This window comes from Ktedonobacter sp. SOSP1-52, assembly GCF_016587395.1.
In genome coordinates, this window is the sequence record NZ_BNJH01000006.1 from 735,606 (window position 1) to 760,845 (window position 25,240).

The 25,240-nt window shown below is 53.7% G+C and carries 26 protein-coding genes and 2 pseudogenes; 14 read left to right on the forward strand and 14 right to left on the reverse strand.

What is annotated here, in order from left to right:
- The first annotated feature begins 125 nt into the window (after positions 1 to 125).
- A complete protein-coding gene (locus tag JMJ16_RS48395) occupies positions 126 to 581 on the forward strand; it encodes a DinB family protein (RefSeq protein WP_201393348.1) in 456 nt (151 codons plus the stop codon).
- Between the two features lie 140 nt (positions 582 to 721).
- Here the strand turns inward: JMJ16_RS48395 and JMJ16_RS48400 are convergent, their stop codons facing one another.
- The 4 genes from JMJ16_RS48400 to JMJ16_RS48415 form a co-directional block, all read right to left on the reverse strand.
- Positions 722 to 1,660: a DMT family transporter gene (locus tag JMJ16_RS48400; RefSeq protein WP_201393349.1), complete on the reverse strand. Its 939-nt coding sequence runs from the start codon at positions 1,658 to 1,660 to the stop codon at positions 722 to 724.
- Positions 1,661 to 1,816: 156 nt separating this feature from the next.
- The gene (locus JMJ16_RS48405) at positions 1,817 to 3,538 is read right to left on the reverse strand and encodes a M3 family oligoendopeptidase (protein ID WP_201393350.1); all 1,722 of its coding nucleotides are present in this window, start codon (positions 3,536 to 3,538) and stop codon (positions 1,817 to 1,819) included.
- Positions 3,539 to 4,510: 972 nt separating this feature from the next.
- Positions 4,511 to 5,041, reverse strand: coding sequence for a hypothetical protein (locus JMJ16_RS48410; protein WP_201393351.1), 531 nt, complete (start codon positions 5,039 to 5,041; stop codon positions 4,511 to 4,513).
- 666 nt (positions 5,042 to 5,707) lie between these two features.
- Positions 5,708 to 5,878: a hypothetical protein gene (locus tag JMJ16_RS48415; RefSeq protein ID WP_201393352.1), complete on the reverse strand. Its 171-nt coding sequence runs from the start codon at positions 5,876 to 5,878 to the stop codon at positions 5,708 to 5,710.
- A 432-nt stretch (positions 5,879 to 6,310) separates the two neighbouring features.
- Here JMJ16_RS48415 and JMJ16_RS48420 point away from each other — a divergent pair, with 432 nt between their 5' ends.
- The gene (locus JMJ16_RS48420; protein ID WP_201393353.1) at positions 6,311 to 6,415 is read left to right on the forward strand and encodes a helix-turn-helix domain-containing protein; all 105 of its coding nucleotides are present in this window, start codon (positions 6,311 to 6,313) and stop codon (positions 6,413 to 6,415) included.
- A gap of 159 nt (positions 6,416 to 6,574) precedes the next feature.
- Positions 6,575 to 7,549 (forward strand): annotated as a pseudogene (locus JMJ16_RS48425) (AAA family ATPase); the annotation flags it as partial.
- 143 nt (positions 7,550 to 7,692) lie between these two features.
- Here the strand turns inward: JMJ16_RS48425 and JMJ16_RS48430 are convergent.
- Complete coding sequence (locus JMJ16_RS48430; RefSeq protein WP_201393354.1) at positions 7,693 to 7,932, reverse strand: hypothetical protein; 240 nt, start codon at positions 7,930 to 7,932, stop codon at positions 7,693 to 7,695.
- 353 nt (positions 7,933 to 8,285) lie between these two features.
- Entirely contained in the window at positions 8,286 to 8,675 is a 390-nt protein-coding gene (locus JMJ16_RS48435; protein ID WP_201374815.1) for a secondary thiamine-phosphate synthase enzyme YjbQ, read from the reverse strand.
- A 276-nt stretch (positions 8,676 to 8,951) separates the two neighbouring features.
- Here JMJ16_RS48435 and iscB point away from each other — a divergent pair, with 276 nt between their 5' ends.
- The 3 genes from iscB (at position 8,952) to JMJ16_RS48450 (ending at position 12,812) form a co-directional block, all read left to right on the forward strand.
- Positions 8,952 to 9,617: an RNA-guided endonuclease IscB gene (gene iscB, locus JMJ16_RS48440; protein ID WP_236602050.1), complete on the forward strand. Its 666-nt coding sequence runs from the start codon at positions 8,952 to 8,954 to the stop codon at positions 9,615 to 9,617.
- 701 nt (positions 9,618 to 10,318) lie between these two features.
- The gene (gene ltrA, locus JMJ16_RS48445; RefSeq protein WP_201393356.1) at positions 10,319 to 11,938 is read left to right on the forward strand and encodes a group II intron reverse transcriptase/maturase; all 1,620 of its coding nucleotides are present in this window, start codon (positions 10,319 to 10,321) and stop codon (positions 11,936 to 11,938) included.
- A 73-nt stretch (positions 11,939 to 12,011) separates the two neighbouring features.
- On the forward strand, positions 12,012 to 12,812 hold the full coding sequence (locus JMJ16_RS48450) for an HNH endonuclease (RefSeq protein ID WP_236602051.1): 801 nt from the start codon (positions 12,012 to 12,014) through the stop codon (positions 12,810 to 12,812).
- A 362-nt stretch (positions 12,813 to 13,174) separates the two neighbouring features.
- Here JMJ16_RS48450 and JMJ16_RS48455 read toward each other — a convergent pair whose 3' ends face one another.
- Positions 13,175 to 13,771 carry a TetR/AcrR family transcriptional regulator gene (locus JMJ16_RS48455; protein ID WP_201393358.1) on the reverse strand — a complete coding sequence of 199 codons (597 nt, stop codon included), beginning with the start codon at positions 13,769 to 13,771 and terminating at the stop codon, positions 13,175 to 13,177.
- A 260-nt stretch (positions 13,772 to 14,031) separates the two neighbouring features.
- Between JMJ16_RS48455 and JMJ16_RS48460 the strand changes: the two genes are divergently transcribed.
- Positions 14,032 to 14,454 carry a TIGR03618 family F420-dependent PPOX class oxidoreductase gene (locus JMJ16_RS48460; RefSeq protein WP_201393360.1) on the forward strand — a complete coding sequence of 141 codons (423 nt, stop codon included), beginning with the start codon at positions 14,032 to 14,034 and terminating at the stop codon, positions 14,452 to 14,454.
- Positions 14,455 to 14,583: 129 nt separating this feature from the next.
- Here the strand turns inward: JMJ16_RS48460 and JMJ16_RS48465 are convergent, their stop codons facing one another.
- The 5 genes from JMJ16_RS48465 to JMJ16_RS48480 all read right to left on the reverse strand — a co-directional run bounded on the left by JMJ16_RS48465 (position 14,584) and on the right by JMJ16_RS48480 (position 16,587).
- A complete protein-coding gene (locus JMJ16_RS48465) occupies positions 14,584 to 14,868 on the reverse strand; it encodes a hypothetical protein (RefSeq protein ID WP_201393361.1) in 285 nt (94 codons plus the stop codon).
- 243 nt (positions 14,869 to 15,111) lie between these two features.
- Positions 15,112 to 15,243 carry a hypothetical protein gene (locus JMJ16_RS56315; protein ID WP_255553321.1) on the reverse strand — a complete coding sequence of 44 codons (132 nt, stop codon included), beginning with the start codon at positions 15,241 to 15,243 and terminating at the stop codon, positions 15,112 to 15,114.
- 443 nt (positions 15,244 to 15,686) lie between these two features.
- Positions 15,687 to 16,001 carry a hypothetical protein gene (locus JMJ16_RS48470; protein WP_201393363.1) on the reverse strand — a complete coding sequence of 105 codons (315 nt, stop codon included), beginning with the start codon at positions 15,999 to 16,001 and terminating at the stop codon, positions 15,687 to 15,689.
- Between the two features lie 36 nt (positions 16,002 to 16,037).
- The gene (locus JMJ16_RS48475; protein WP_201393365.1) at positions 16,038 to 16,175 is read right to left on the reverse strand and encodes a hypothetical protein; all 138 of its coding nucleotides are present in this window, start codon (positions 16,173 to 16,175) and stop codon (positions 16,038 to 16,040) included.
- A gap of 178 nt (positions 16,176 to 16,353) precedes the next feature.
- Entirely contained in the window at positions 16,354 to 16,587 is a 234-nt protein-coding gene (locus JMJ16_RS48480; RefSeq protein ID WP_201393367.1) for a hypothetical protein, read from the reverse strand.
- A 295-nt stretch (positions 16,588 to 16,882) separates the two neighbouring features.
- Between JMJ16_RS48480 and JMJ16_RS48485 the strand changes: the two genes are divergently transcribed.
- From JMJ16_RS48485 to JMJ16_RS48510, 6 genes are all read left to right on the forward strand, one after another.
- Entirely contained in the window at positions 16,883 to 17,503 is a 621-nt protein-coding gene (locus JMJ16_RS48485) for a TetR/AcrR family transcriptional regulator (RefSeq protein WP_201393369.1), read from the forward strand.
- A 376-nt stretch (positions 17,504 to 17,879) separates the two neighbouring features.
- Positions 17,880 to 18,389 carry a ClbS/DfsB family four-helix bundle protein gene (locus tag JMJ16_RS48490; RefSeq protein ID WP_374229184.1) on the forward strand — a complete coding sequence of 170 codons (510 nt, stop codon included), beginning with the start codon at positions 17,880 to 17,882 and terminating at the stop codon, positions 18,387 to 18,389.
- Positions 18,359 to 19,117: a hypothetical protein gene (locus tag JMJ16_RS48495; protein WP_201393373.1), complete on the forward strand. Its 759-nt coding sequence runs from the start codon at positions 18,359 to 18,361 to the stop codon at positions 19,115 to 19,117. Before JMJ16_RS48490 ends, JMJ16_RS48495 begins: the two co-directional genes overlap by 31 nt.
- 326 nt (positions 19,118 to 19,443) lie before the next feature.
- Positions 19,444 to 20,334 (forward strand): isoaspartyl peptidase/L-asparaginase family protein, encoded by an 891-nt coding sequence (locus tag JMJ16_RS48500; RefSeq protein WP_201391596.1) that lies wholly within the window; start codon positions 19,444 to 19,446, stop codon positions 20,332 to 20,334.
- Between the two features lie 28 nt (positions 20,335 to 20,362).
- Positions 20,363 to 21,133: a sugar isomerase domain-containing protein gene (locus JMJ16_RS48505; protein WP_201393375.1), complete on the forward strand. Its 771-nt coding sequence runs from the start codon at positions 20,363 to 20,365 to the stop codon at positions 21,131 to 21,133.
- Positions 21,134 to 21,357: 224 nt separating this feature from the next.
- Positions 21,358 to 21,501 carry a hypothetical protein gene (locus JMJ16_RS48510; RefSeq protein ID WP_201393377.1) on the forward strand — a complete coding sequence of 48 codons (144 nt, stop codon included), beginning with the start codon at positions 21,358 to 21,360 and terminating at the stop codon, positions 21,499 to 21,501.
- 73 nt (positions 21,502 to 21,574) lie between these two features.
- Here JMJ16_RS48510 and JMJ16_RS48515 read toward each other — a convergent pair whose 3' ends face one another.
- Positions 21,575 to 22,045, reverse strand: coding sequence for a hypothetical protein (locus tag JMJ16_RS48515; RefSeq protein ID WP_201393379.1), 471 nt, complete (start codon positions 22,043 to 22,045; stop codon positions 21,575 to 21,577).
- A gap of 10 nt (positions 22,046 to 22,055) precedes the next feature.
- Positions 22,056 to 22,235 (reverse strand): annotated as a pseudogene (locus tag JMJ16_RS55320) (IS6 family transposase); the annotation flags it as partial.
- 311 nt (positions 22,236 to 22,546) lie between these two features.
- Here JMJ16_RS55320 and fxsT point away from each other — a divergent pair.
- A complete protein-coding gene (gene fxsT, locus JMJ16_RS48520; protein ID WP_201393381.1) occupies positions 22,547 to 25,063 on the forward strand; it encodes an FxSxx-COOH system tetratricopeptide repeat protein in 2,517 nt (838 codons plus the stop codon).
- The last annotated feature ends 177 nt before the right edge of the window (positions 25,064 to 25,240 follow it).

The window sequence follows — 25,240 nt, forward strand, 5'->3', positions numbered from 1 at the left end:
GCATCAACAAAATAGAGCAAGCTCTCCTTTTTCATGAAAGGGAGTTGGTATCGAAAAAAGGCTGTTTCTGAAGGAGAAAATCTTGCCTTCAGCAAATTGTTGTTGCCATAACTGGAGAATAGAGAATGTTTGACTTTACACGAAAAGCGCGCCTTTTGAGCCTGATACAAAGCGAGCATGCCCGGCTAGAGGCTCTCCTCCAGCCGCTTAGCCAGCAGCAGATGCTACAAAGCGGCGTAGCGGGAAGCTGGTCAATTAAGGATATCCTGGCTCATCTTACCTGGTGGGAGCAGGCCATGATTAGCGAAATTGTCCATGGCATTGAGTTGGATCCCGGTCTCCAGGGCGAACCCTGGTCAACCGAGCGTGCTAATGCGCTTACAGTTGAAGCGAAGCGCTCCACCCCTTTGGCTGCTATTCTCTCTGAGTTCTCAAGCTCTTACAGCCAAATAGTAGCTATGCTAGAGAACCTTGAAGAAGTGGAACTAGCAAATGACGAACTTTTTGAACATCTCGCCAACAATACGGGGCGTCATTACGCCGAGCATAGGCAGATGATTGAAGACTGGCTATCTCTGTAGATTACCTTGAAGAGTAAGTAGTAACCATAAGTAGACGAGGGTGGGCTAGTTAAACTGGCGCACCCTTTTCCTTGCCTGGAATATGAGGTCCAATGCTCTTATTGATCAGGCTTTCCGGTGGATGGGATGAGAAAGATCTTCTATGAGCGACTGCGTCGTGGCCAGAGGCGGAGTTCACCGATGACCATGCCCAGAAGGATGCAAGCGCAACCGAACCAACCAAGAGGCGTGAGCATCTCGCCGACAGTGTAACCAAAGACGCCGGCCCAGACTGGTTCTAGCGCATAGACAAGCGTGGCCTGGGTGCTACTGACTGACTGCTGCACCCAGTTCATCACCGCGAAGCAGAAGGAGGTCGCAATCATCCCCATAAAGAGAACGGAGAGCCAGACAGGAGCGGGAGGCAGGACCAGAGGTTCTCCTGCTAGCGGAATCGCCACAGCACTCAGAAGAGCGGTAAGCGCGATTTGCACAATCGCGAGGTTCATTGGATCGGCCTTCGGGGCAAATTTGCTAATCGTTACGATATGAAGCGCATTGGCAACGGCACAGCCCAGCACAAGTAGCTCACCTAAACCAAAGGTCAACACGAGATTCTTATTGAAAGAGATCAATGTTAAGCCCACAAAGGAGATTACGACCCCAGTAATCGCCATACGGGTCGGCTTCTGTTTGAGGATAAAGAGCGAGAGGATTGTCACAAAGGGGACATAGAGCCCTGTGATGAAAGCGGCCTCGCTGGATGTTGTATAGCGCAACCCCCATGTTTGCAACGCAAAGCCCGCAAAGAGAAAGAGGCCAATACAGCTTCCCGCGCCCAGTTCATAGCGATTCATGTGGCGCAGTCGCTTATGGAAGATCAGGATCAGGGTTAGCGCTCCCAATGAGAAGCGCAGGGTCAGAAAGGTGAAGACGCCTGTCAGCTTGATGGTCTCTTGCACAACGAGGAAAGTGCTGCCCCAAACAATGGTTGCCAGCACCATGAGCGTGATATACAGATACTTTCGTCTGGGTGTGAGGGGGAGGAGGGTAGATGCAACTAAATTCCCTATGACTGGTGGTGGGGTTGATGTGGTCACAAGTGCGCTATCCTTTACTAGTAATTGCCTGAGGTTAAGTATTAACAGAAGTTGAGCAAAATTGCAACAAGCCAGAGAGAGTGAGCGGGCCCATATGCGCAATTGCGCATATGGGCCCGCTCACTCTCTCTGGCTTCTAGACCTTAAAAGGCCAATTTACACGCGATTTTGCGCTACTTCCAGTTCATGAAGTGTGTCCGTCAAGAGTGTAAGCGTCGATTGGAGCATCTCCCTATCAAACGCAAATTTTGCGCCAGCGGCCTCAAAGAGCTCTGGGAGGGTGCGGGTCGCTCCAAGGGAGAGCGCATAGCGATACTTTTGTAGCCCATCCTGGGGATTATGCAGGTAGTTGCTCCAGATCTGGATAGCGCCCAGTGCCGCGAAGGCATATTCAATAAAGTAAAACGGTTCACAATAGAAATGGAGCGTGTTCTGCCAACCAGAGCGGTAGACCGCATCCAGGCCGCTCCAATCCACGTCGGGGTAGAAGCGTTGCGAGAGTTCAACCCACTTCTCATCACAGCGAGCGGGATCTGTCGCTAGCTCAGGATACTCATAGGCCCAGTGCTGGAAGGCATCACCGCACGCGACCAGGGGGAAGAGTTGCGTAATAATCCCCTCCAGGTGCTCTATGCGAAGTTGGGCAGCCTCTTCAGGCGCACATAATCCAACCTCGTGGAAATGCATTGAGCCAATAAACTCCATACTCGTCGAGGCCACTTCAGCGAACTCTATGGGCACGAAAGACTCTTTGCGCTGTTGCAGGTACGAGAGCGGGCGCATCTCGAAGGTGTGGAAGGCGTGCCCGGCCTCGTGAGAGATGAGCCCTATGCCATCGTTTAGCAGCGTGACACGCCCAAAGATGAAGGGAACATGCCTGACCTCTAACGCCAGGTTATAGCCGCCAGGCGCCTTGGAGGGACGATCATCCAGGTCAAAGAGATCCTCTTGCAGCATGGTCTGGAAATAGGCACCAAGCTGAGGGTCGATATGCTGAAATAGTCCCTGGCACTGTTGTAAGAAGCCCTGTACGTCGGAGACAGTGCGCGGTGCCTGACTTGAGCGCGAGTTGACCGCGAGATCCCAGGGACGCAGGTTCTCAATCCCTAAGCGCTGGCGATGCTGCTCCCAGATCTTACTGGCGGCGGGCACAAATACCTGCTCAACCGCCTCATGGAAATGCTTACAGTCATCGGGAGTATAGTCAAAACGGTGCAATTGTTGCCAGCGATACTCGCGGTAGCTGTCGTAGCCAGCGTTTTGCGCAATTTGCTGACGAACCTGGATACCCTGAGCCCATAATTTCCCCAACTCCTCCCGGTCAACCAGTTTGCGCTCACTCATTGTGCGCCAGACCTGCTCGCGACGTGCGCGCTCAGGATCACGCAGGACAGGATAGAGAGAACCAAGGCTCTTCTCCTCACCCTCCCACTGTACTGTCTGTTCACCAATGATATTTTGATAGACAGTGCCCACATTGCGCTCGTCATTCAGTAAGGCTACATTCGCCTCGGTATAAATGCTAGCCTCGGCATGGAGGTTACGCAGTGGTATCGCAAAATTCTCTGGTTCCAGACCGCTTGCTAACAGTTGCTGCTTCAATTGCTGCTCATAGGTCTGGATATAGATATAGACTTCATCCTGGAAGCGCTGTTTCTGCAAAAGGCGCTCCTGGTCGGCTGTATTCTGTGTACAGGCGATCTCATGGCGCGTGATGGTTTCGTCAACGAGTGCGCCAAGGTGTGACCACTGTAATAGCCAGGGAGAGAGTGTCTCCGCTGAGAGGGTGGTTGAGGATAATTCTTGATACCAGGGCTCGATCTCTGCCCAACTTCGTTGTTCAAATTCTTCGCTTGTCTGGGGAAGTGATGTATACATAAGAAATAACCTTTCTCTTTTAAAATGCAGGGAAGGTTAGCAAGCCTTAAGAAGGGTCAATAAGCGTAAAAATGCGATGCATTTTCTCCAGCCAGCATATGCGTCTTTGCCTGTTATATGTTGCCCTTTTTACAGAGATCGTGGCGAGAATGCCCCGGTCATGGATGACTCAGCAACCTTCCTTCCTGCCTCTCTTTGCACACATGGCCTGAAGCCATCAACTCATGTTTCCGAGTAACCGTTTCGAATGCTTGTTCTTGTATACACATAGCTTCCGCCGGGACTATGCAACGGAACCGGCGAGGCCGTGTGGTGACGACCAAGAAGAGGTCAATCATGCAGAAAGTATAGCATGATTGATCTCTTTCGTGTAGCAGAAGCGATTCCAGGTATGGAATGAACCAGTGTGTTAGGAACAAATGCAAGCCATTGAAGCTGGTGCCTTGCCATGTGATGGAGCAGAGGAGCTACCTGCCAGGAATGTTGTGCTGTTGTTTCGGGAGAGATGTGCTGGAGGTCCTTGATTGATCCTGGTGCGGTATACAAGTGTGTTGAAGCGTTTGATACTACAGATCAAACCCCACGCCTATATTGGGCTTGATCCATATTTTAGGCGAAAGAGTGAGTTCTTGTGACTTGCTCTTTTTTCTCGGAGCGCTTTTCCCCAGGGAAAAGCGGGTCACTCTTCTTGCGCTCTTTCCCAGGGATGATTGCTGTGCGCATTTCGTGTGTATGAAATTGTGAGAGAGAATGGGGCAGTGAATGTTGATGAGGAGCGGAGTGAACGGCTTCACTTCCAAAGGAATGGGTACTTTCGCACCGATGTTGAGGAAAAGAAAAGTATGAGCGAGCGGTCGGGATCGCCCGCCGCTTGTTCCCTCGCCATTGATGCCATATATCTTGTCAGCATTGCCGATGCATCATCCTACGAAGACGTCCTGAAAGTCATGTGGCTCGCGTCTTTCACCCGGCTTATCTACTGGTGCTCATCGGCTCACCTTTTAAGTCAATAATCAGCATACGCTCATGAAAATGCAACCCTGTATCTGTTAACCTTACCCCTCTTGACTGTAGTTGACGTGCTAACGCAGCGCCCAAAGCCTGATTAGGATCAGCCAGCTTCTCACTCACTCTCTGTTTCAGATTGAGAGCTTTAAGGGCAAGCTTTGCTGGCAATGGCGCATCCTCTTTAATAGTCGATCCTATTAATTTCAAGTGTTGCGGAACTACATCGTTCTCTAAAGCACAGTCAACGGTAATAGTGGCCTTGATTGGAGCTTCTACACGAACATTCCCAGAAACGGTACCGACCTCATGCTCAATATGAACTGTTGGTTTAGGAACAACTGCTTTGATTTTTGCTTGTCCTGCCAGCAGACTTCGAACGACGCTTTCCATAATCTGAGCAACTTCCTGCTCCGATAGTTCCTTCTGATACCTCCTTTTTTCTCGTAGTGATGCTGCGACTTCATCAAAAAGTGGCAAGTTGGGAATATCTGCCATCTGTTTCGCTCCTTATCTCTCAGTATCTTCCGCTTATCATCTGCCAGGAACCATTTTTTTCGAACGAAGAAAAACTGATACAATCAGCATCCTCTCCAAAAAGAGAGATCGACTGGTTTGCTCAATTTCTGAAGTCGTATAAAAAACAAGCTGTGTTGCAGAAAGAAGGCTGATCTGCCAGAATGTGAGAAAAAGATGTGAGCTCTTACGACGGTGCCTTCTGGTAATCGCCTCTTACTGCCAGCGTGATTGCGGTCGCCTTCAAGCGGCAATTTCAGGTGGAGCACTGTTATCTGTATGTGCAAGGGCATGTGGTGGTTGAAGAGGGGAGTCTTTGCGAGATTCTAGGTTGGGCCAGTGTGGTTGGTCCGGATAAGGAATTGGATTTGCTGATTTTTAGGAGATGCAGACATGGAAGATGAGTGAGCTTGGCACTGGGTCTGTTCAACAGCCGGATCTGTTCTCCTTGTATCTATATATCGGTTGGCCGTGAAGGGGAGGCCTTCTCTGAAGAACTGTTGACCCAAGACCAGGTCTGGCGCTCCTGGTGTTCTGGCGCGCCGGATCCACAGATAGAGCGATCCCCAATCCAGATCCAGAAGCGCGCGAGCAAGCCTCAACCTGCCCGCGCGCTTCTTCTCGTTTACGGAAAGCATTCTCTCCTGGCTAGCTGGCGGTCACGCTAAATGGGCGCGCCCACGCGAGTCCGCCATGGATGCAGTCAGCATCCTGGCACCAGAAAACTTCTACAGTTCCTTGAAAAGTGATGTCATAGGGAGAAAAACGCTCCGAGAAATATCCATATCCATAGGTATCTTGATCGATATGCTTGGACATGGCTGTATCTTTCATTTCGCCATTGACATACCAGCGGGTTTTCCTTCTTCATTCCAGACAAAGGCTCCGCACGCTTGTCTCACGACATGCGAGCCAGAGAAAAGGTTGTGAGGCGCGAACCGATGACCCATCAGAACTGCGGTTCATAGGTGAGCTTCACAATACCTTTCGAGAAGCTCTTTATGATATGGTGTCCTTTCCTATCCTATTCACCTTGATTTGCAAGAGGTATCGATCTCCTTGCACTCATAAGACGGCAAGTTGACCCCAAACTCATCGCAGACGTGGGAGGGAGAGGATCTGTGGGCTGGGGTGTTTCCAGCATTAGCGCCCGAGAACTATACCGTGACCTCGCTGGGAACGACGGAGCGGGTGCAGGTGACGATCTATCCTGGCCAGGTGACCCGGATAGAGTGGCTGTAGGGTGAGGGGATGAGGATGAAGAATGTGCTCAAGCGGGTCCGTGATTTGAATAGCTATTCGCAGCAGCAGGTTGCGGATGCATTAGGTGTTGCGGTGACGACGATCAGTCGCTGAGAGAATGGGCATGTTGAGCCCAAGGCCTACTATCGGCGCAGGCTGGCGGCGTTGTATGAGAAGAAGCCAGGAGAATTGTTTCCGGTACCCCAGAGAGGAGCCGGAGCCAGAGGAGCCAGCCAACACCGTTGAAAGTATCCCACCCATTGACCAGGAGCCAGAGCCACAGGAGCTGATGCACAAGGCTACCGCTATGTGGTCCAATTGGCCCTGGAAGGCAAGCCTTATCATAAACCCAAGCACACGGTTGGCACAGGCATCGTTGGAGGGGATCTGTGGCCCTCCACCCTGGCCCTTGTTCCCCAGGAAAGGGAGGCGAGTCTGGAGGTGTTCTGCGGGGATCTGGCTTCCGATGCCAAAGCCATTCGTCGTTTGCAACGGAAAATGGATCGGCAGAGGCGAGCGGCCAATCCTGAGCATTACGACGAGAAGGGGCGCATCAAGAAGCAGGGCAAAGTGAAGCTGCGATGGAAACAGAGCAAGCACTACCAGGCCACGCGACGACGCAAAGCAAACAAAGAGCGCAAGCTGGCAGCGCATCGTAAGAGCCTGCATGGCCGCAAGGTGCATGAAGTCTTCGCGCTGGGCAACACGATCATCATCGAAAAGATTTTCTACAAGGCATGGCAAAAGCAGTTTGGTAAGAGTGTGGGACTGCGAGCTCCAGGGATGTTTGTTGAATTGTTGAGGCGCACCGTTGCAAGCACGGGCGGCACCCTGGTAGAAGTACCTACACGCACGACAGCTCTGAGCCAATGGTGTCATGGATGTGGGAAGCGGGCAAAGAAGCCGCTCTCTCAGCGATGGCATCAGTGCGAATGTGGTATCGGTCCGGTGCAACGCGACCTGTACTCGGCGTTTCTTGTTGCCTACCTTGATCCAGCAGATCCCACTCCCTCATGTGCCCGATACCAGGGGTATTGGGAAGGTGCGGAAGCGCGCCTGCGGGCAGCACATGAGCGTCTCGTACAACGCGCGAAAGAGGGGCAGGCGCTGCCCCGAAGCTTTGGCATTCCCAGAGCCGGAGCGCGTCTGCCCAAAAGTCTAGGGGAACCGACACAAGAGCCAGCCTTTCTGCTTCGGCACGCAAGACTGGAAGCGTGGAACGAACACCTGGAACCCCCGCCGCTGTAGCACGGGAGCTCTCAATCATGCATAGTATACAACATCAGACAGAATAGCACGCTATCATAGCGATAAGGACGAAAATGGGTCCCTCTCTGGCCCAATGGCCAGAGAGGGACCCATTGCGATGCTCTCAATTTGCTCCAGGCGGTTTACTCATACCATGGGGCAGCTATTGCCGCGCCTTCGCGCGCACCGGGCGTATACGCGACAACTGCGCTTTCACGCTCGCTGAGGCGAACGACCCATACGTCGTCGGAGAGCGCACGCAGTTTCTCCGCACGCAACGCTGGCACACGTTCAGGGGAGTGCCCATAGAACTCACATGCCGCCTGGATGACCTCCATCGGAGGTTGTGTCATTTGACGTCGAAAGAGAGCAAGTAGGCTCATGATGTTTCCTTTCGCTTGTAAACAAGAGAAGGTGACACCAAGGAACGTCCTTGATCGCTGAGCCACAATGATCTCTTACTTGATGTTCCTGGCCTGACTGTTAAGCCTGTACTTGATACTTCCTTCCCCGCTCTCAACCGGCCCTTTCCGGCTTTGCTCTCTTTTTTATCTTAGGAGGCAGTACGTGGACGCGAGTTCGAGGGACCAAGCCTCAATCACAGTGGAGGCTCTATATTTCTCCACTCACTCTATTCAACGAACACGTCAGGGTCGAGGTCACACACTAAGTGTATAGTACACACTTTTAAAACACTTTTAACAGAGTATTCACATTGCTCCAAGTGTGGCCATTTTCAAAAGGCATGCAGATGGAGGGTTCGTTCGCGGGGACCATCTAGCTCTACCAGGATTACGCTCTGCCAGGTACCGAGCATCAGCCGACGATCTGAGAAAGGGACCACGAGACCGGGGCCAAGAATCGACGAGAGCAGGTGATCGGGAGTATGATGTGGGTCATGTGGATGGCGATACGAGAGATGGGGGAGCATATGGCGTAGGGCATCGAGCAGGTCCAGGTCCGTTCCCGGGTCCAGGTCGGCCGTGGTTAACGCGCAGGTCGTATGGGCGACAAAGATGGAGCAGAGTCCATCCTCCGGGCCTTCCTGGCGCAGATAGCGTTCAATAGTGTCAGTAATATCAATTACCTGATCTTTTTTCTGAGTTCTTACGCTAATGGTCTTCATCCTATGCCTCCAGGAGATGATTACGTGTTATGGTTAGTCATAGCACGCCCATCCCAGGCGAAAGGTTTTATGTCAGCGACCCATAGGTGAACCTGGGGGCTTGCTCGAAACCGCCTCGTGCGGTCTGGGGCAAGCCCCGATGCTGACCAGCCCCCGCGGTGTTCGCACCGCGGAGCCGTTGTCTGGAGGTACCTCCGTTCGGACCATTCGGTGGCTTTTCCAGCCGTATGCTCTTCAATCCCGATGTTAAACAGGTTGATGGGGTGTCCAAAGCCAGTGTATCGGGAAGATGACCGCCAGACATACAGGGGCGAGGAAAACTCTACCTGTCCGGGCAACCGGGCAGCGATTCCTCATTACCGAGGGTCCCGCAAGGGAAAGAAAGGGCGCGAGCACATGTCACGCATTTTGATCGTCGATCAGCAGCGCAGGCCCTTGATGCCCACGACCCCAGCGCGGGCACGCCTCCTGCTCAAGAGCCGCAAGGCCGCGATCCTGCGGCGTTTCCCCCTGGTCCTGATCCTGAAAGAGGCGAGCCCAGAAGCCGTGGTCGAGCCACTGCGGGTCAAACTGGACCCTGGCTCCCAGACCAGCGGGATCGCGGTGGTCAACGAGCGTTCTGGGAAAGTGGTGTGGGCAGCGGAACTCACGCACCGCAGCCAGGCCGTTCATGAAGCCCTCTCCAAGCGCTGGGCAGCCCGCCGTTCCCGGCGCAGCCGCCACACCCGGTACCGCGCGGCCCGCTTTGCCAATCGCCGCCGCCCCAAAGGCTGGCTGGCCCCCTCGTTGCTCAGCCGGGTGCAGCATCTGCTCTGCTGGGCCAGGCGGCTTGCCCGCTGGTGTCTGGTTGGTGCGCTCTCCCTGGAACTGGTGCGCTTTGACGTGGCGCTGCTGCAACCCCCTTCGCTCGAGGAGGTGGACTACCAGCGCGGCACCCTGTAGGGGGACCGAAGTGCGCCAGTACCTGCTGGCCGTGCGCCAAGAAGCGCGATAATTGAAAGGCGAAAGCCAGAAGGGAGTGCAGTTCCTTCTTCCCTAAGCGGCACGCGGGGGATGACTACCACATCTCCGGTGTGAAGCCCGCCGACAAAGACGTGAAAGGGTGTAGCCCGAAATGCCCCGCTAGCGCCGAGGGAAAGAGTCTCTATGATGAGTGCAAACGAACCGCTGATGAGGCACCTAGAAGGTACAACCTGAGCGAAACGGGATGAAACGACAGGGACAGAGAGAGGTAGCGTCTACGGCGAGAAGGCGTGAACGGGTTCCTCTAGACCCTAACTGACTGTAGGCTGCACAACCTTCAGTCACTCTCTCTAGCGTCATCGGGGAGATGGCGTCAAGGTGTATAGGCGGCGTCTACGGAGAACTTGCTTTGAAACAATTGTCGTGAACTTGGGAACTGTCTTTATCGGCCCGGCAACGGGATGGGTAGGTAGACTGAAGTGATAGAGACAGGGCGGAATGCTCGTAGTAGTCGGAGGAAATCACGATCCTCTCACGGAGCGCGGAACAAGCCGCGTACAGGGCGAAGGAGCATAGTCATATCGTTTGTGGGACCAGGCAACGCTGGCCTCGTCCAGGGATTTGTAATGGAAATAGCCAGAGTTCAGAAAAGTCTTGCAACAAAGGCTTTGTACCAACCGATGCATCGGTTTGACAATCTGTATCGGTACGTGCGAGATATCAACTGGTTAGAAAGCGCACGCAGCGCCATCATGTCCAACAACGGAGCGAAAACTCCAGGGGTGGATGGCATCAACGGGCAGGAACTCCCTGTCTCGGAATGGCTTGCCATGCTCAACCAGACCATAGAAGAGTTACGAGAAGGAACGTATTGTCCCATGCCAGCCAGGAGAATCTATATACCGAAAGCCAACGGAAAACAGAGGCCGCTTGGTATTCCCGCCATTCGAGACAGAATGGTACAAGAAGCCCTGAGAATGGTTATGGAGCCAATTTACGAGAGTCATTTTCTGCCGTGTTCCAACGGTTTCCGACCCGGACGCTCAACCATGACGGCTATCGACCATCTCCAACGACTCTGCAACGAGAAGGGAAAATATTTCTGGATCGTTGAAGGAGACATAAAAGGATGTTTTGATAATATTTCGCACGAAAAGTTGATGCAGGTGCTCAGAAAACGAATTGCAGATGAACGTCTGTTATCCCTGATTTGGGCCTTTCTCAAAGCGGGATACATGGAAGAAGGGATTCTTCACACTCCCAAAGTCGGAACGCCACAAGGTGGAATAGCATCGCCCCTGCTGGCAAACGTCTATCTTCATGAAATGGACCTTCACTGGCAGGAGCAGTACAACTCGATGTCAACGCGACGAAGAGAACGCCGAAGGAAAGAAGGCAAAGGAAATGTCCAACTGCTGAGATATGCCGATGATTTTCTGGTGCTCACCAACGGCCCAAAGGCCGAAGCGGAAGCGCTCAAAGAGGAATTTGGAGAGTTTCTCCAACATCTCGAATTAACGCTCTCGCCAGAGAAAACAGTGATTACCCATGTGAATGATGGTTTCGATTTTCTCGGTTTTCACATCCAGCGGCGACCAAAGCTCTCGGAGCCAGAACGGAAAGTGCTGTATGTGACGCCGACAGAAAAGAGTGTCGAGCGATACAAGGAGAAGATCCGCGATCTGCTCGCAGAACCAAACATCAATGTGGTCAACAAACTGCAAGCGGTCAACCGGGTCATACGAGGATGGGCACGCTACTACCAGTATGTGCAATCATCCTGGGTCAGGCAGAGGCTTGATCACTGGACATATGAAGCATTCTGGAAATGGCTCCATCGGAAGAAACACGGGGGATATATGGGAAAGAAGGAACTGTATGACCTATATCTCACGCAGAGAAATCACAAGGGACAGAAAACGTTGGGATACGGGCAGGTGTTTCTGGCTCGAATGAATGATATCTCATTCAAGCAATATTATTCACCAAAAGGCGGAATACCCAACCCATACTTGGCGGAGGACGTTGATCTCGCAATTGCAGAAGAAAATCCGATTGCACAGGAAACATGGAATGGCACCTCGGCACAAAACAAATACGCCATCGCAAGACAAGACTTGCTGGTTCGTCTTGGGCCGATCTGTCAGATGTGTAAGCAAACGTTCCAACCGGAGCAGTTACAGGCACATCATATCCAACCTCAGAAAGGAGGAGGCAAACATGGAACGAGCAATCTCCAACTGCTCTGCCATGCCTGTCACACCACCACAGAGAGCTATGGGACAAGCCAGAAGATATGAGGGAGAGCTGAATGCTCGGAAACGGGCACGTTCAGTTCGGTGGAGGGAGAAAACCCTCTCATCCCCGGATGAGATGCTAATTCCCCTATCCTTCAAATGGGAATATCGGTGCGCCTACTGCCAGGTCACCGGCGTCGCGCTCGAGATCGATCACGCGGTGCCCCAGAGTCGAGGGGGAAGCGACCAGATCGCCAACCTGGTGATCACATGCCATACATGTAACCAATGCAAAGCCGATCAAACGCTCGAAGCGTTCCTGGCCGATCGGCCGGAGGTGCTTGCGCGGGTGCAGGCACAGCGCAAAACGCCCCTGAGGGACGCCGCCGCGGTGAACAGTACGAGGTGGGCGCTGTACGAGAGTCTCAAGAGGCTGGGGATGCCGCTGGAAACCGGCTCTGGCGGGCTCACCAAGTGGAACAGGACGAGCCGGAATCTCCCCAAGAGGCACTGGATCGATGCGGCCTGCTGCGGACGCTCCACGCCCGAACGCCTGCGGATCCAGCACGTGCGCCCCTGGAATATCGAGGCGAGGGGTCGGCAGGCCAGGCGCATGGTGAACGTTGATGAGCAGGGGTTCCCAGTCGGACGAGCCAAGGGGCCGAGCCGGGTGCAGGGCTTTCGCACCGGAGACCTGGTCCGCGCCCGTGTCACGAGAGGGAAGAAGGTCGGGGTGTATGTAGGGCGGGTTGCCATCAAAACCGATGGATACTTCAAGCTCACGAATCGTCCGTTCGGCATGGTCGAGGGCATTCACGCCCGTTATTGTACGCCGTTACACCAAAAAGACGGCTATGCCTATTCGCAGGGAGAGGCGGCGCTTCCTCTCGATGCTCCGTCCAGCACCGCAAACGACTCCCTACCTTGCTCTCGGTGAATTTTTCGAGAGATCGCATGTGGCCTTCAGCGCGGACTCACCTCAATGGCGTCAAAGCCACGAACCGCAAGCAAACGAGCCATCAGGAGAGAAACCAGCGTTCCAGCACGCCAAATCATAACAAGGAAGAATGAGGTAGGCCCAGGAGGGGCCTACTGGTAAATGTCCTCCGATATGAGCAGGTTTAGCCCTTGGACATAAGCACTTGCCCTCCAATGTGAGCGACTTCAACCAATTTACTTGAGCAAACCGCTTCACATCTGGGATATCATCAGAAAAAGTTGTAAATACCCCGAATACTGTTGGTAGTTGCCGCATCCTTGTCGTCTGGATAGGCTCTGCCTTTGGTGCGACGCATTCCGTTACGTCACTGTGACGACAGGAGACAAGCCAGCAACGACGATGGCCAACACATGATGGGCCATGACCTCTTTCGAGATGCTTTGGTCCCCACCGCTCCATTGCGCTGCGGGACCGAAGATCGCCCAACTGAGGGCCTGCGCCGTGGTTTCGATGGTCTCCTCTGGCAAGGGAATCTCTGATGGAACCTGCTGGAGCCAGCGCAAAAGGAGATCATAGAGTTCCTGCTGGATCGTCATCTCATAAAGTAGCTCAAACTGCCTATTGGATGGCCTGTAATACCGACGCGAGAGCGCCATAAAGTCGAATACGGCCAAGATCAGGAGGTGCAAGGTCTCCTTCTGCAAGCTGGAAGAGGGAGGGAGTTCGTTCGCGAGGGCCCGTTGAAACTTCTCGCGTGACCAGTCCGCCATAAGCGCATATTTGTCTTCAAAGTGTGCATAAAACGTGGCCCGGTTGACGGTGGCGCGCATGGCGATCTCCTGGATGGAAATGGAGTGGATATTGCGCTTTTCCTGGACCAGGGCCATGAACGCCTTTAGCAGCAACTGGCGGGTCCGCTGCACTCGTGGGTCGCTGGAATTTCCAACTCTGGACATCTTTTTCCTCGCAATCGTTCAATCGTGCACGCCCCCAGAAAACCAACACGTTCCCCTTCCTGTTGTCTATACAACGATCCGCGCTCTTTGCTGATTGCGCGAACGCGTGAGCGTGCCTTATCCTTCCAATTGTGTAGTATACACTAAAACGTTGCTTACACAACGCTGTTGTGCGCTGACAAACCTCTCCATGAGCCGGGTGAGGTTCGGGTGCAGCAGCTCTTCCTGGTCAAACTAGCAAAAAAGGAGGCGCATTCAATATGGATCGAGATGCATTACAAGCATTTCTCGCACAACCTCATGATGCCATCATTTCAACGAACCGGGTGGGGAAAGGCTCTCAACTCAATCCCGTCTGGTTTGTATGGGATGGTGAATCGTTCCTCTTTAGCACCCAAAAAGCGAGCGTCAAATACGCCAATATCGTGCGTGGTCCCAACATCTCGGTGATTGTCAATGATCCAGTCACATATACCTATGTGGTGGCCTACGGACGCGCTGAGATTGTTGGGCTTGAGCGTTATCCTGAGCTTTGGAACGCGATTATGGAGAAATATATCCCAGCAGATCAACGTCAGCAATTCTCAGCGGCATCCTGGACCCAGGCCACCCAGCGGGCTTCTCGCGTGGTCATTGTGCTCAAGCCGGAAAAGGTGGTTGGTCGGGTCTGGACTGCTCTTTAGCACTGAGCAAGCGAGCAGCAGGGAATGGCTGATGGAACCAGCCCCAGCCATCTCAACATGCATGCGTGCAAGCCTCAACTGGCGAGTACGCATGCATGCATGCATCGCTGCCACCCCTGGCTCTTTTCATCAACAGCCAGGACATTCTACCACGGTGACGCCACTGTCCGTAAATCGTTTGAGGTCGATGGAAACCACCATTCGAGAAAACGTGCATTTGGGTGATGTGCTGGTTTGCGCCTGTTCTTTCGCCATTTCCACCGTTTGGGACAGATCGCGATGCTCACTTTCCGGGACGGTTTGCCGTTCGGGCTCTTTTTCATTCGCACCAGTTTTCTCTGCTTTGTTCTGATCCGTGCGCAGAGCGTCAGGACCAGCGCCATCAATGAGTTTGAGCGTATCATGACGCAGCACAAGTAGAGGTAGGGCTCACTGCCGGGTTTAATGGGGAGCAATGTCCCGTTTGCGCGGGCATAGTCCGCGACTACTGCGACGCCTGTGCGTTTGGTCGTACCTGGCATATCCTGGACGCTGGGGAGCACTCGCTGCTCCAAGCGAGGATTGGTATGAGATGATGGCAACTTTGCTCTCGGCTGGATTCATGACAGTGCCGACTCATCAGGCTGTGCGACAATGTTATGTTTGTCTCTGAGCCACTTATTTTCCTCGTTTCACCTGGCGCACGATTTTGTGGGGAAACCGGCGGCGTACATGCGCTTCCGCTTGAGATCCTGCTTTGACATAGACCAGTTCCACCTTCTCCTGAAGCGGTTTGACGACCGTTTGCACATGCTCTTTGCGATTTCTGAGATACGGCCAATCACGTCCTCTCCTACCGGGCAGACCGCCATGCAATATGCCGCTTTATAATTGGGCTGAAAGGCCAGGCTCTGCCACATGGACAGTGTTTCTGCTGGCGTGAAGTACTCGCGATAGGCGTTTGCACTGGGACTCTCGGCGATGGTTTCCACCCACTCATTGAAGCCGCCAAGGAACTCTAGAAGTTGTGTGTTGAACAGGCCGCGAAATCGAAGTTGCCATCAGGGCTGATCGCCCCCACGGGACAGGCCCCACGCATAATTTGCACTCAAGGCAGGGATTATACGCCACGGGACGGCTTTCTTCGCTGACATCAGTGTCAATGACCACTGTCCCCAGCAAGATAAAGTTGCCAAAGGTCGGGTGAATAACGATCCGATGAAGCCCCATCATACCCAGGCCAGCAGCAACAGCTACGGGTTTGTGGGAGACCACCCACTTTTCCGCTGTTCCAGAGGACGTCCCACCTCCATCGGGAAGCCAGCCGCTTCATTCATGGCGCGAATCCCTTGCTCCTGGAGCCGAGCAGTGATAGTATGGCTGACCGTTTTTACCTGGTCATTTACTTCATGAAACTCAGTATTGGCAACGGAGCGAGCGGGCGAGCGGATAGGTTCGCGATTCATCTTGCACACAAAACTGATGAGTGTGCGAGCAAAAGGAGCATGCGCAAGAATGTTGGCGCGTTGATCGTCAAGTTCGGGTCTGGCAAGCGAGACAAAGCTCACGTCGTCCGCACCTGCCTCAATGCACATCTGCCGTAGTCAGGTCACATCGAGAGGACCGGACGATCCAGATGCCTGTGTCTCCTGTGTCTGCTGCTGGTACGCATGCTGAACCGTTGGGTGAGTGCGCATTTTAAGTGGTAACTCTTCGGGATCGGGAAGGAGCATCTGTGTCATTGCACTCTCCTCTTTCTATAAGAGTGTACCGTGCGAAAACTATCTCCCTGTGTCACTTCTGTGATGAGCGCTTCCAGCTTTTGCTCCACCATTTGCGCAACCTTGTCTATCTCCGCGCTTTGGTACTGAGCGAGCAATGAGGCAAAGTTGTCATAGGTCCACGAACGTGTTATGTGCTTCATCCTCGTACACGCAAGAGAGTCTTTCCTCTGGCCACCTCTACTGCTTTCTGGAACACTCGTTTGCCATTTTCTCTCCCCAGGCCGCAATCAACGACCAGCACAGCATCCGTGCCAATCACGATCCCAATATTAGGAACCAGGTTGATGTGCGGGTCAGGAAGCACGATGACCCCTGGGGTAATTTCCCGGGCCAATTCTAGTTGAACCAGGGGAGCGTTAAATTGAAACATCACTTCTTCTCCAATCTCAACGTTGGGTGAAAACACCCCTTAATAAGGCGAAAGCGCTCCTGTCCATCGGGTTTTTTCCTGAAACCGTCCTGATCACGTACTCATCTCTCCGATCCAGATGGCGCTTCCTGAAGTCTGTCAACACAGGAAGTTGGGAATAGTTGTTGAACAACCTCCTGTTGGATACAATGCTACTGGATGATCCCATCTAGATACTGGACAAAGAGGCGTTTCTGTCGGTTAGACCACACATGAAGCAAACTGTTGAAAACATACTGAGCGGCGAAAGGAACATATGGAGCAGAGGAAGATCAACGAGAGAGAAGACCCACGCGTGCTGCGCACGCGGCACCTCTTGCTGCAAGCCTTTTCTGACCTCTACTCAGAAAAGGGCTTTCACGCGATGACGGTGCAGGATATTACTGACCGGGCGAGGGTCAATCGAGGCACCTTTTATAGCCATTTTGAGGACAAGTCTGCAATCCTGGAAGGCTGGCTGCGTGAGCAATTTCAGCAGCGCGTCGCGAATCCAGTGCTCAGCTCAGGTCCCTGGAGCCTAAGCACCTTCCGCTTGCTCATTCAGCGCGTCGTTGAATGGCTCACGCAGTTACACCAGTCGACCAGATCAGCTGAGCGGTCGCTGATCCCTCTGGTGGTGACCACCCTGCAAGAAGCCCTCTTTGAACTGCTCTGGCAAGGATTCAAATCAGTTGCCGGTTCTGGATTGGACCAGCAGATCGATCTGGAAACCGTTGCCATGGTCACGAGCTGGGCAATTTTTGGGACCGGCTTCCAATGTTTCCACCAATGGGACGAGCAGAAGGTGGTTTCGCCCCCAGGAGAGTTGGCGAGCCAGGTGACACGGGTGCTGATGAGTGGCTTAGCCCAAGCACTGCCTGCTTTCCCGCTCAAGTGAGTGCATCTCTCTCCTGAGCTTCAGGAGGCTGCGTGATTTCTCGACCGGTTCTCTAGCATTGTATCTGTTGGCTGGATATCCAGCAGATGAAGAGTCCAGGCAGTTTCTGGCCTATGCTGGCGCACCATCACTTCCCCGGAATACGTCCCATTATGCCTTTTGGGCACCTGTAGTGTTTGTTCAAAGCAGTATTAAAGGCTTGTTTATCTGGATCATTGGGTATTCCTTTCTAAAAATACTTCTCTTATTGACCTCGTGAGAGACAGGTAAAGGTAGGCGACGGAAAACCTCCGCAGGGCGCCTGTCACGGGCTTTCTCACGAGATCAATAAGTCGGTGAGAAATCTCCATTATCAGGGCGCCCTTTATCCGCACCCATCAGCAAAAAGCAGCTTCTCGCTGAGATGCAGAGCGAGCAGGCGGCATGGCTGGCATTGCTCGACGAGATTGGCGAGGAGAACATGACGCAGCCGGAGGTCGCAGGAGGCTGGTCGATCAAGGATATCGTTGCCCACATAAGCGGGTGGCGCAGGCGAACGGTGTTGCGCTTCCGAGCAGCGCTCGATCCCACTATAGACATGACACCACCCTGGCCAGCAGAAATGGGGGAATTGGATGAGGACGACGACGTTGACGAGATCAACGCCTGGATTTACAAGACCAACCGGGATCGCCCTCTCGCTGACGTCCTCAACGATTCGCGCGAGATCTTCCAGCAACTGGTCACCGCCGTCAACGCCTTGAGCGATGAACAGCTCAACGATCCCCAACGCTTCCCCTGGCTAGAGGGCGAGCGGCTCACCGGCGCCCTCATCTTCGGCCACTTCCACGAAGAGCACGAGCCCGACATGCGAGCGTGGCTGGCAAAGGTGAAGCAGGCAGGATAAAGCAGGTAAGGGCTGGCAATGAGAGCAAACGAGGAGAAGATTTTTCCAATGCCAGGTTACTATACTCGATACCGAAACAACAACCATCGGGGAGGAATACCCATGAACAAGCAGCCAGCCAACCAGCGAGAAGGCGGTCTACCGGCAGGAGCAGTTATGCGGTCTTAGAATTGCTGGCTTGTGCGGCTGGTTTGCTCGCACCAGTTACGGTAATTACGCGTTTGCGGCTGGATGCCGCTTTATACGACCCTGCTCCTGTTCGTAAACCCGGGACCAACGGGCGTCCGCGCAAGAAAGGGGCTTGCCAACCGACACTGCAAGCCAGACTGGTAGATCCTAAGACGAACTGGGAGGCACTCCCGGTGGCCTGGTATGGCGGGCAGCAACACTTGGTGGAAGTGGCGAGCGGCACGGCCATTTGGTATCACAACGGCTTGCCGCCCGTTCCCATCTGTTGGGTTTTGCTCCGTGATCCGCAGTCCCATTTTTCTCCCCAGGCACTGCTCTGTATCGATCAGGCGATCAGCCCCACCCAAATCATCGAGTGGTTTGTCTTGCGGTGGCAGGTGGAGCTGACCTTCCATGAAGTGCGGACGCATTTGGGGGTGGAAACGCAACGACAATGGTCTGACGCTAGCTGTCGCAAGTACTCTTCTGTCAGGAATAATTCTCCTGCTCTACGGCGCCTGGTTAGGTTTTTTGCACTTCTTCTGGCTACCTGCACTTAGTCTGGTAGAGGCTTGAGAGGGGTTGCTGATCGTTGTCCTAAGGAAACCCCTATCAGATACAACTGGAAACGTGAGGGAAACATTGCCCGTTATGCCCGATGTCCTGCCCCTGGTGAGGTAGGGCAAAATTCCAGGCATTACTGCACATATATGTCAAGCCTCACAAGAGTCGATGTCATACATCTCACTCATGTTCCGCATGAAGCCGGCCACCCCTTGCGGGTGGCCGGCTTCATGCGGGCGGCGCGCCCCGTTTAGCAATACAGCCAGGTTGCATGATACAATGGACCCAACCATATCAAACACCAGGAGTACATACATTATTTATGCCTATCGCTATCATTGTTCACGGAGGAGCGGGAACCATTGCTCCTGAAAGAATAGAGGGCGCGCGCAAGGGCTGCAAAGAAGCCTCCGCCATTGGCTGGAACGTGCTACAGAGCGGCGGGACCGCGCTCGCAGCCGTCGAAGCCGCTGTGAGATCTCTGGAAGATAACCCACTCTACGACGCGGGCACCGGTTCCTACCTCTCCCTGGACGGCAAGATCGAAATGGACGCCGGCATGATGGAAGGGCACACCTTGCAGGTTGGGTCAATCGCGGGCGTCGAGCTGATCAAAAATCCCATTTCGCTGGCGCGCCAGGTGCTGGAAAGCCCGCATGTATTGCTGGTCGGCAAAGGGGCACAACAATTTGCGCAGGAAAGGGGCATCTCTCTGTGTGAGCTAAAAGACCTGCTCACCGAGGACCAGCACGAACGCTGGAAAGCGGCACGTAAGGCGCTCGACGAGGGCAAGCTCCAGGAAGGGGAGAAGCATGGCACGGTCGGCGCGGTCGCCATCGACAGCCAGGGGCATTTAGCCGCCGCCACCTCAACTGGTGGCATCTTCAACAAATATCCCGGACGCGTCGGCGATTCACCGCTGGTTGGTTGCGGCTACTACGCCGACGAAGATGCCGCTGTCTCCTGTACCGGCTATGGTGAGGATTTCATCCGTCTGCTCATTGCCAAACGTGCCAGTGATTTTGTAGCTGGTGGTATGAATGCTCAGGAGGCAGCCGAGGCTGCGATCAAAGTGCTGGGCGCCAGGGCCAGTGGAACCGGTGGCCTGATCATGGTCGATCACCGTGGCAATATCGGCTTTGCCCACAATACCCCCAATATGTCCAGGGCCTCTATGCAGGAAGGTATGCAGGAGCCGACCGTCGCGTCATAAAAGGGTTGTGTTGCAAAAAAGGAAAAATATGAACGAACATCACGATCAACCTGTTTCGCTACAAGCGTGCTGGCTACAACTCCTCCACATACAGGAAGAACTTCTCACAACACAGACCGAAGCCATTCAGCAAGCGGCGCAGGTCTGTGCCGAATGCATTGAATATGGAGGTGTCATTCACACCTTTGGATCAGGGCACTCACGCGCCTTCGCTGCCGAACTGGTCCATCGTGCCGGTGGTCTCGCGCCGATTAATCGCATCGATTTTGAAGATCTCGCACTTTATGGTGACTGGTCATTGAAACGTGTTCGTAGCCTGGAATGTGAGCGTGACCTGACGGCGGGAGCTGCATTACTCTCCTACCACCGGATCGAACCGCACGATGTCTTTTTGATTGCCTCGCAATCGGGGGTTAATGCCGCTGTTGTTGAATATGCTCTTCAGATAAAACAGCGCCAGCACCGGCTCATTGTCCTCACATCGCTGAAGCATACAAGGGAGACCCCTTCACGCCATCCTGGCGGTCAGAAGCTCTATGAACTTGCTGACATTGTGATCGATAATTGTACGAGCTGTGGCGATACGCTGCTGGCGTTGCCTTCATCTGAGCAGATCTGTTCGGCCTCGTCGTTGATAGGTGTCCTGGTTGCTCAGCTTTTGAATAGCGAAATAGTCAACGTATTGCAATCGCGTGGCAAAGATGTTCCGGCCTTTGTTTCAGACAATATTGAAGGGGGAATCGAGCGTAACCTTTCACTCCAACGGCGCTATGAAAAGCGTGTACGCTACAAAGGCTAGCAGCTGCTCCTGTTTTATGGAAGTGATAATGAATGGGTGTTTGTAGCTCGGTATCTGATGCTGATGACGGAAGAGGCTCCGCAACGTGAACATGCGCTGTGCCAGGTGTTGTCCATGCTCATTCGTGTCTCCCAGCGTGTGTAAGAGCGTGGTCAGGGATGTGTGTCATCCTCCTATCATTGAGTATACCGCATTCTTGCTTGGACACGAAAAGGTTGATGAGGATGAGCAAGACGAGGCAGCCACAACAATCGGAAGGAGAAGTAGTGGGTGAGCCAGATCTCCCTCCCAATGCTGGCGTGCTGGTGGAGGCTGTGGTCGTGGCTGCTGCTGATTCTTGCTTTGGTAGGTATCTGGTATGTGTGTGATCTGGAGCTGGTCTGGTGGTGAACGGAGAGCACCACATGGTATGCCCCTTTGGGGAAGTGTGGCGCCTACGGGTCATCCTGTGGGAGAGCGCGGGTCAGAGTGAGCTTTCTTTGAAAGCAAGAAAGGAAAGAACTCAAGAAAGGGAACCAAGGAGCAAAGGAGGGTAGCGAGAAAACATACGATGAAGAAGAGGGGATGGCCTGCGATGCGCCCTGCACTTTGCACGAGGGGGACATCATAGGCCTGGTGTGTGTCATCAGGATCATAGGCAATGGAGACCTTTTCCTTGAGCTTGTAGGTGCGATCGGCCTGCATGTCTGTCTCTATCAGCCTGCCCTGCGTGGTCAGAAAACGAACCTGGTAGTGGATGACCGGTTTGTAGCTGGTTGGGCATCCAGACACCTCGCCACAACTTTGATGGGCATCGATGGTGTGGCGGATGTGTGTGATTATGCCAGGGGTATGCTGATAGACGAACAGTTCTCTGACCGGTTGTGTTGCAAGAATGATAAAGGAAAGAAGCTGGGTGAAAGAGTGGTTCATTTTGATGAGTTTAGGCAGCTATTCCAAATAGCTTGGCAACCAACGCAACCAGACCACCCACATCTCCTCTTTCTATCCCTTGTCCTTGTCCTTTCCGTAACATGTTCATGATCTCGTATCCTTGTAAGGTTCGCCATGCTGTCTCGAAGGAGAAAAAGCCCATCCCCGGCTTTGTCAGCCGTTTGATGAAAATGACGCCATTTGAATGGATGCTGCTGATTCATGGAAGGAACTCCTCTTCCTTGTCAAATAAATGCAGAGCTTACCACACTCGCCAGCATTTTTGCAACACAACCCCTCCGGTGAGCTTTTTTTAACAGAAGATGCATGAAAGGTTGTGACTCCAAAGAGAATGGCTCCAGGCATACAAGCCAGGAAAAGGCGTGTGCTGCCATGGAATAGTTACCTGTTCTATGCTACGATAGCAGCATCACAGTGCGGCTGTGATTCACTATGACTTTGTGTGACCGTTCTTGTGAGGAGAGAAAGAGGACACCGTTTATGCTCATCTCACCATTCGGAGATATACTCAAGGCGTTTCGCAAGCGCAAACGTCTCAGTCAAAGGGCGTTGGCTGATCTGTTGGGCGTGCATCGTAATACCATCTGGTCCTGGGAACAGGGCAACTATCTCCCTGAGGGGAAAAGTATCGTCCTGGAACTGGGGCGTTTGCTTGAACTGAGCGAAGCAGAAACACGACAGCTTCTCGAAGCCAGTCTGACCGCGCTTTCGCCTCACTGGTCTGTGCCCTATCAACGCAATGTGTTCTTTACCGGACGAGGTGCCTTGCTTGACCAGTTGCATCAGCACCTGCATACGGACCAGGCGGTGGCTCTCACCCAATCCTATGCATTATATGGGCTTGGTGGGATTGGTAAAACCCAGATCGCCCTGGAGTATGCGTATCGTTACGCGCTGGAGTATAGCGCGATCTTCTGGATTGAGGGGGAAACGGTTGAGAGCATTCTGGCGAGTCTGGGTCGCATTGCCGGACACCTCCAGCTCCCGGAGCGTGGAGACAGCGATCGGCAACGGATGGTGGCGGCAGTGCAGCACTGGCTAACCACGAATGGTACGTGGCTGTTGATCTGGGATAACGTTGAGGACCCGGAGCTACTCCAACACTTTCTCCCTCCGGCCCGTCAGGGAGCCACTCTCATCACCACATGCCGCTCCTCCCTGGGAACCCTGGCTCATAGCCTTGAGTTGTCACCCATGACGCTCGATGAGGGGGCAGCGTTTGTTTTGCGGCGTGCTCATCTCAACAAAGAAATGAGGTCTGACGAGAGCAAACCACACCCTTCTGAGTGGGGGACTGCCCAGGAACTTGTCAAGGTGATGGGAGGATTACCCCTGGCCCTCGACCAGGCTGGTGCCTATATCGAAGAAGCGGGATGCGGTCTGAGCGACTACTTGCAACGGTATCAGCAACAACGGGCCCCGCTGCTGGGACGGCGAGGAACCTTGGGGCGCGATCATCCTCACCCCGTCACCACCACCTTTCGTTTGGCCTACGAGCAGGTGAGGCAACAACATTCCCTCGCGGCTGATCTGCTGTGTTTGTGCGCTTTTCTTGCACCGGAAGGTATTCCTGAGGAAATCTTTCTTGATGGAACCGCCGCTTCCGAAGGAACTGCTGATCCCTTTGTCACAGATCTCTACCAATTCGATCAGGCAATCGTTGCGTTGCGGAACTTCTCGCTGGTGCAACGGCAGTCCGAGACGCAAACGCTCTCGCTGCACCGCCTGGTCCAGGTGATCCTGCAGGATCAGATGAGCGAACGGGACCACACGCAGTGGCAGCAGCGCGTGGTCCACCTGCTCAATGCGGCCTTTCCGCCAATCACGAGTGACAGCGGGACAGAAATATGGCAACCATGTGAGCGACTGCTTCCCCATGTGATGACCTGCGTCGCAGCTCTTCCGGCTTGCCTCCAGAACCAGGAATTCGCTCATCTGCTCCTGAAAGCGGCGGACTATTTGGATCAAAGGTCCCAGTACGAACGAGCGAAATCGCTGTATCAACAAGCGCTTCAGATCCAGATCCAGCTGTTCGGTCTGGAACATCCCAACGTTGCCTCTTTGCAGAGCAAACTTGCCTATCTCTATCGACTCTTGGGCGACTATGAACAGGCAGAACCGCTTTTCCAGTCTGCTGAGCGCGTGCTGGAACAGGCGTTGGGGCTGGAGCATCCAGAAGTCGCGTACCCCCTCGAAGGGCTCGCGATGGTCTATTATGAGCAGGGCCAATACAAGCTGGCAGAGCCGTTGCAGCAACGAGCGCTGCAGATCCGAGAGCAGGCAAGGGGTTTAGAGCATCCTGAGGTCGCTTTGTCGCTCATCCGCCTGGGAAATGTCTACTTTGAGCAAGGCAAGTACGAGCTGGCCGAGGGAGTGTATCAACGATCGCTGCAGATCCGCGAACGGGCATGGGGACAGGAGCATTTTCGGTTGGCGGGCCCACTCAGCAATCTGGGCGACCTCTATCGGAAGCAGGGCCAGTATGAACTGGCGGAATCGCTTTTCCAGCGTGCAGCGCGCATCGAGGAACAGACCTTAGGCCCGGACCATCTGGATGTGGCTTTTACGCTTGTGAGCCTGGCTGACCTCTACCGCGAGTGGGGCAAATGCAAGGAAGCTGATCAATTGTATCGGAGAGCCTTTGCTATTTTTGAGCAGGCGCTTGGCTCTGAGCACCATATCATAGCGTATCCCCTTCAGGGTCTGGCTCTTCTCTTCCGAGAACAGGGCCATTATGAACAATCCGAGGCACTGTTCCAGCGCGCATTGCAGATCCGCGAACAGCGTCTGGGCCAGGATCATCCGGAGACAGCCCAAACGCTCCACGACCTGGCTGTGCTCCACCAGCTTCAGGGGACAATGAGCGAGGCATATCCTCGGGCCAAACGTGCTCTCCAGATCCGTTTGCGGTCTTTGGGAGACTCACACCCCAAAACGATTGCCTCACGCGAACTTGCTGCTCAGTTAGAAGAAGCACGAGACATTATGCAGGATTGAGGGCCTTTTCCTCACGATGGAGAAGAATTCCCCGACGTTGTCAGCATAGCGCCCAGCAAGAGGAGAGCCACTATGCTTCACCCGAGAACGATCTGCACATCCATTCCACACTCAGTGCTCTCGGCCACCGCGACCTTTGAGTGTGGTCAGTTCGAACGCAAAATGATATGAGAGACT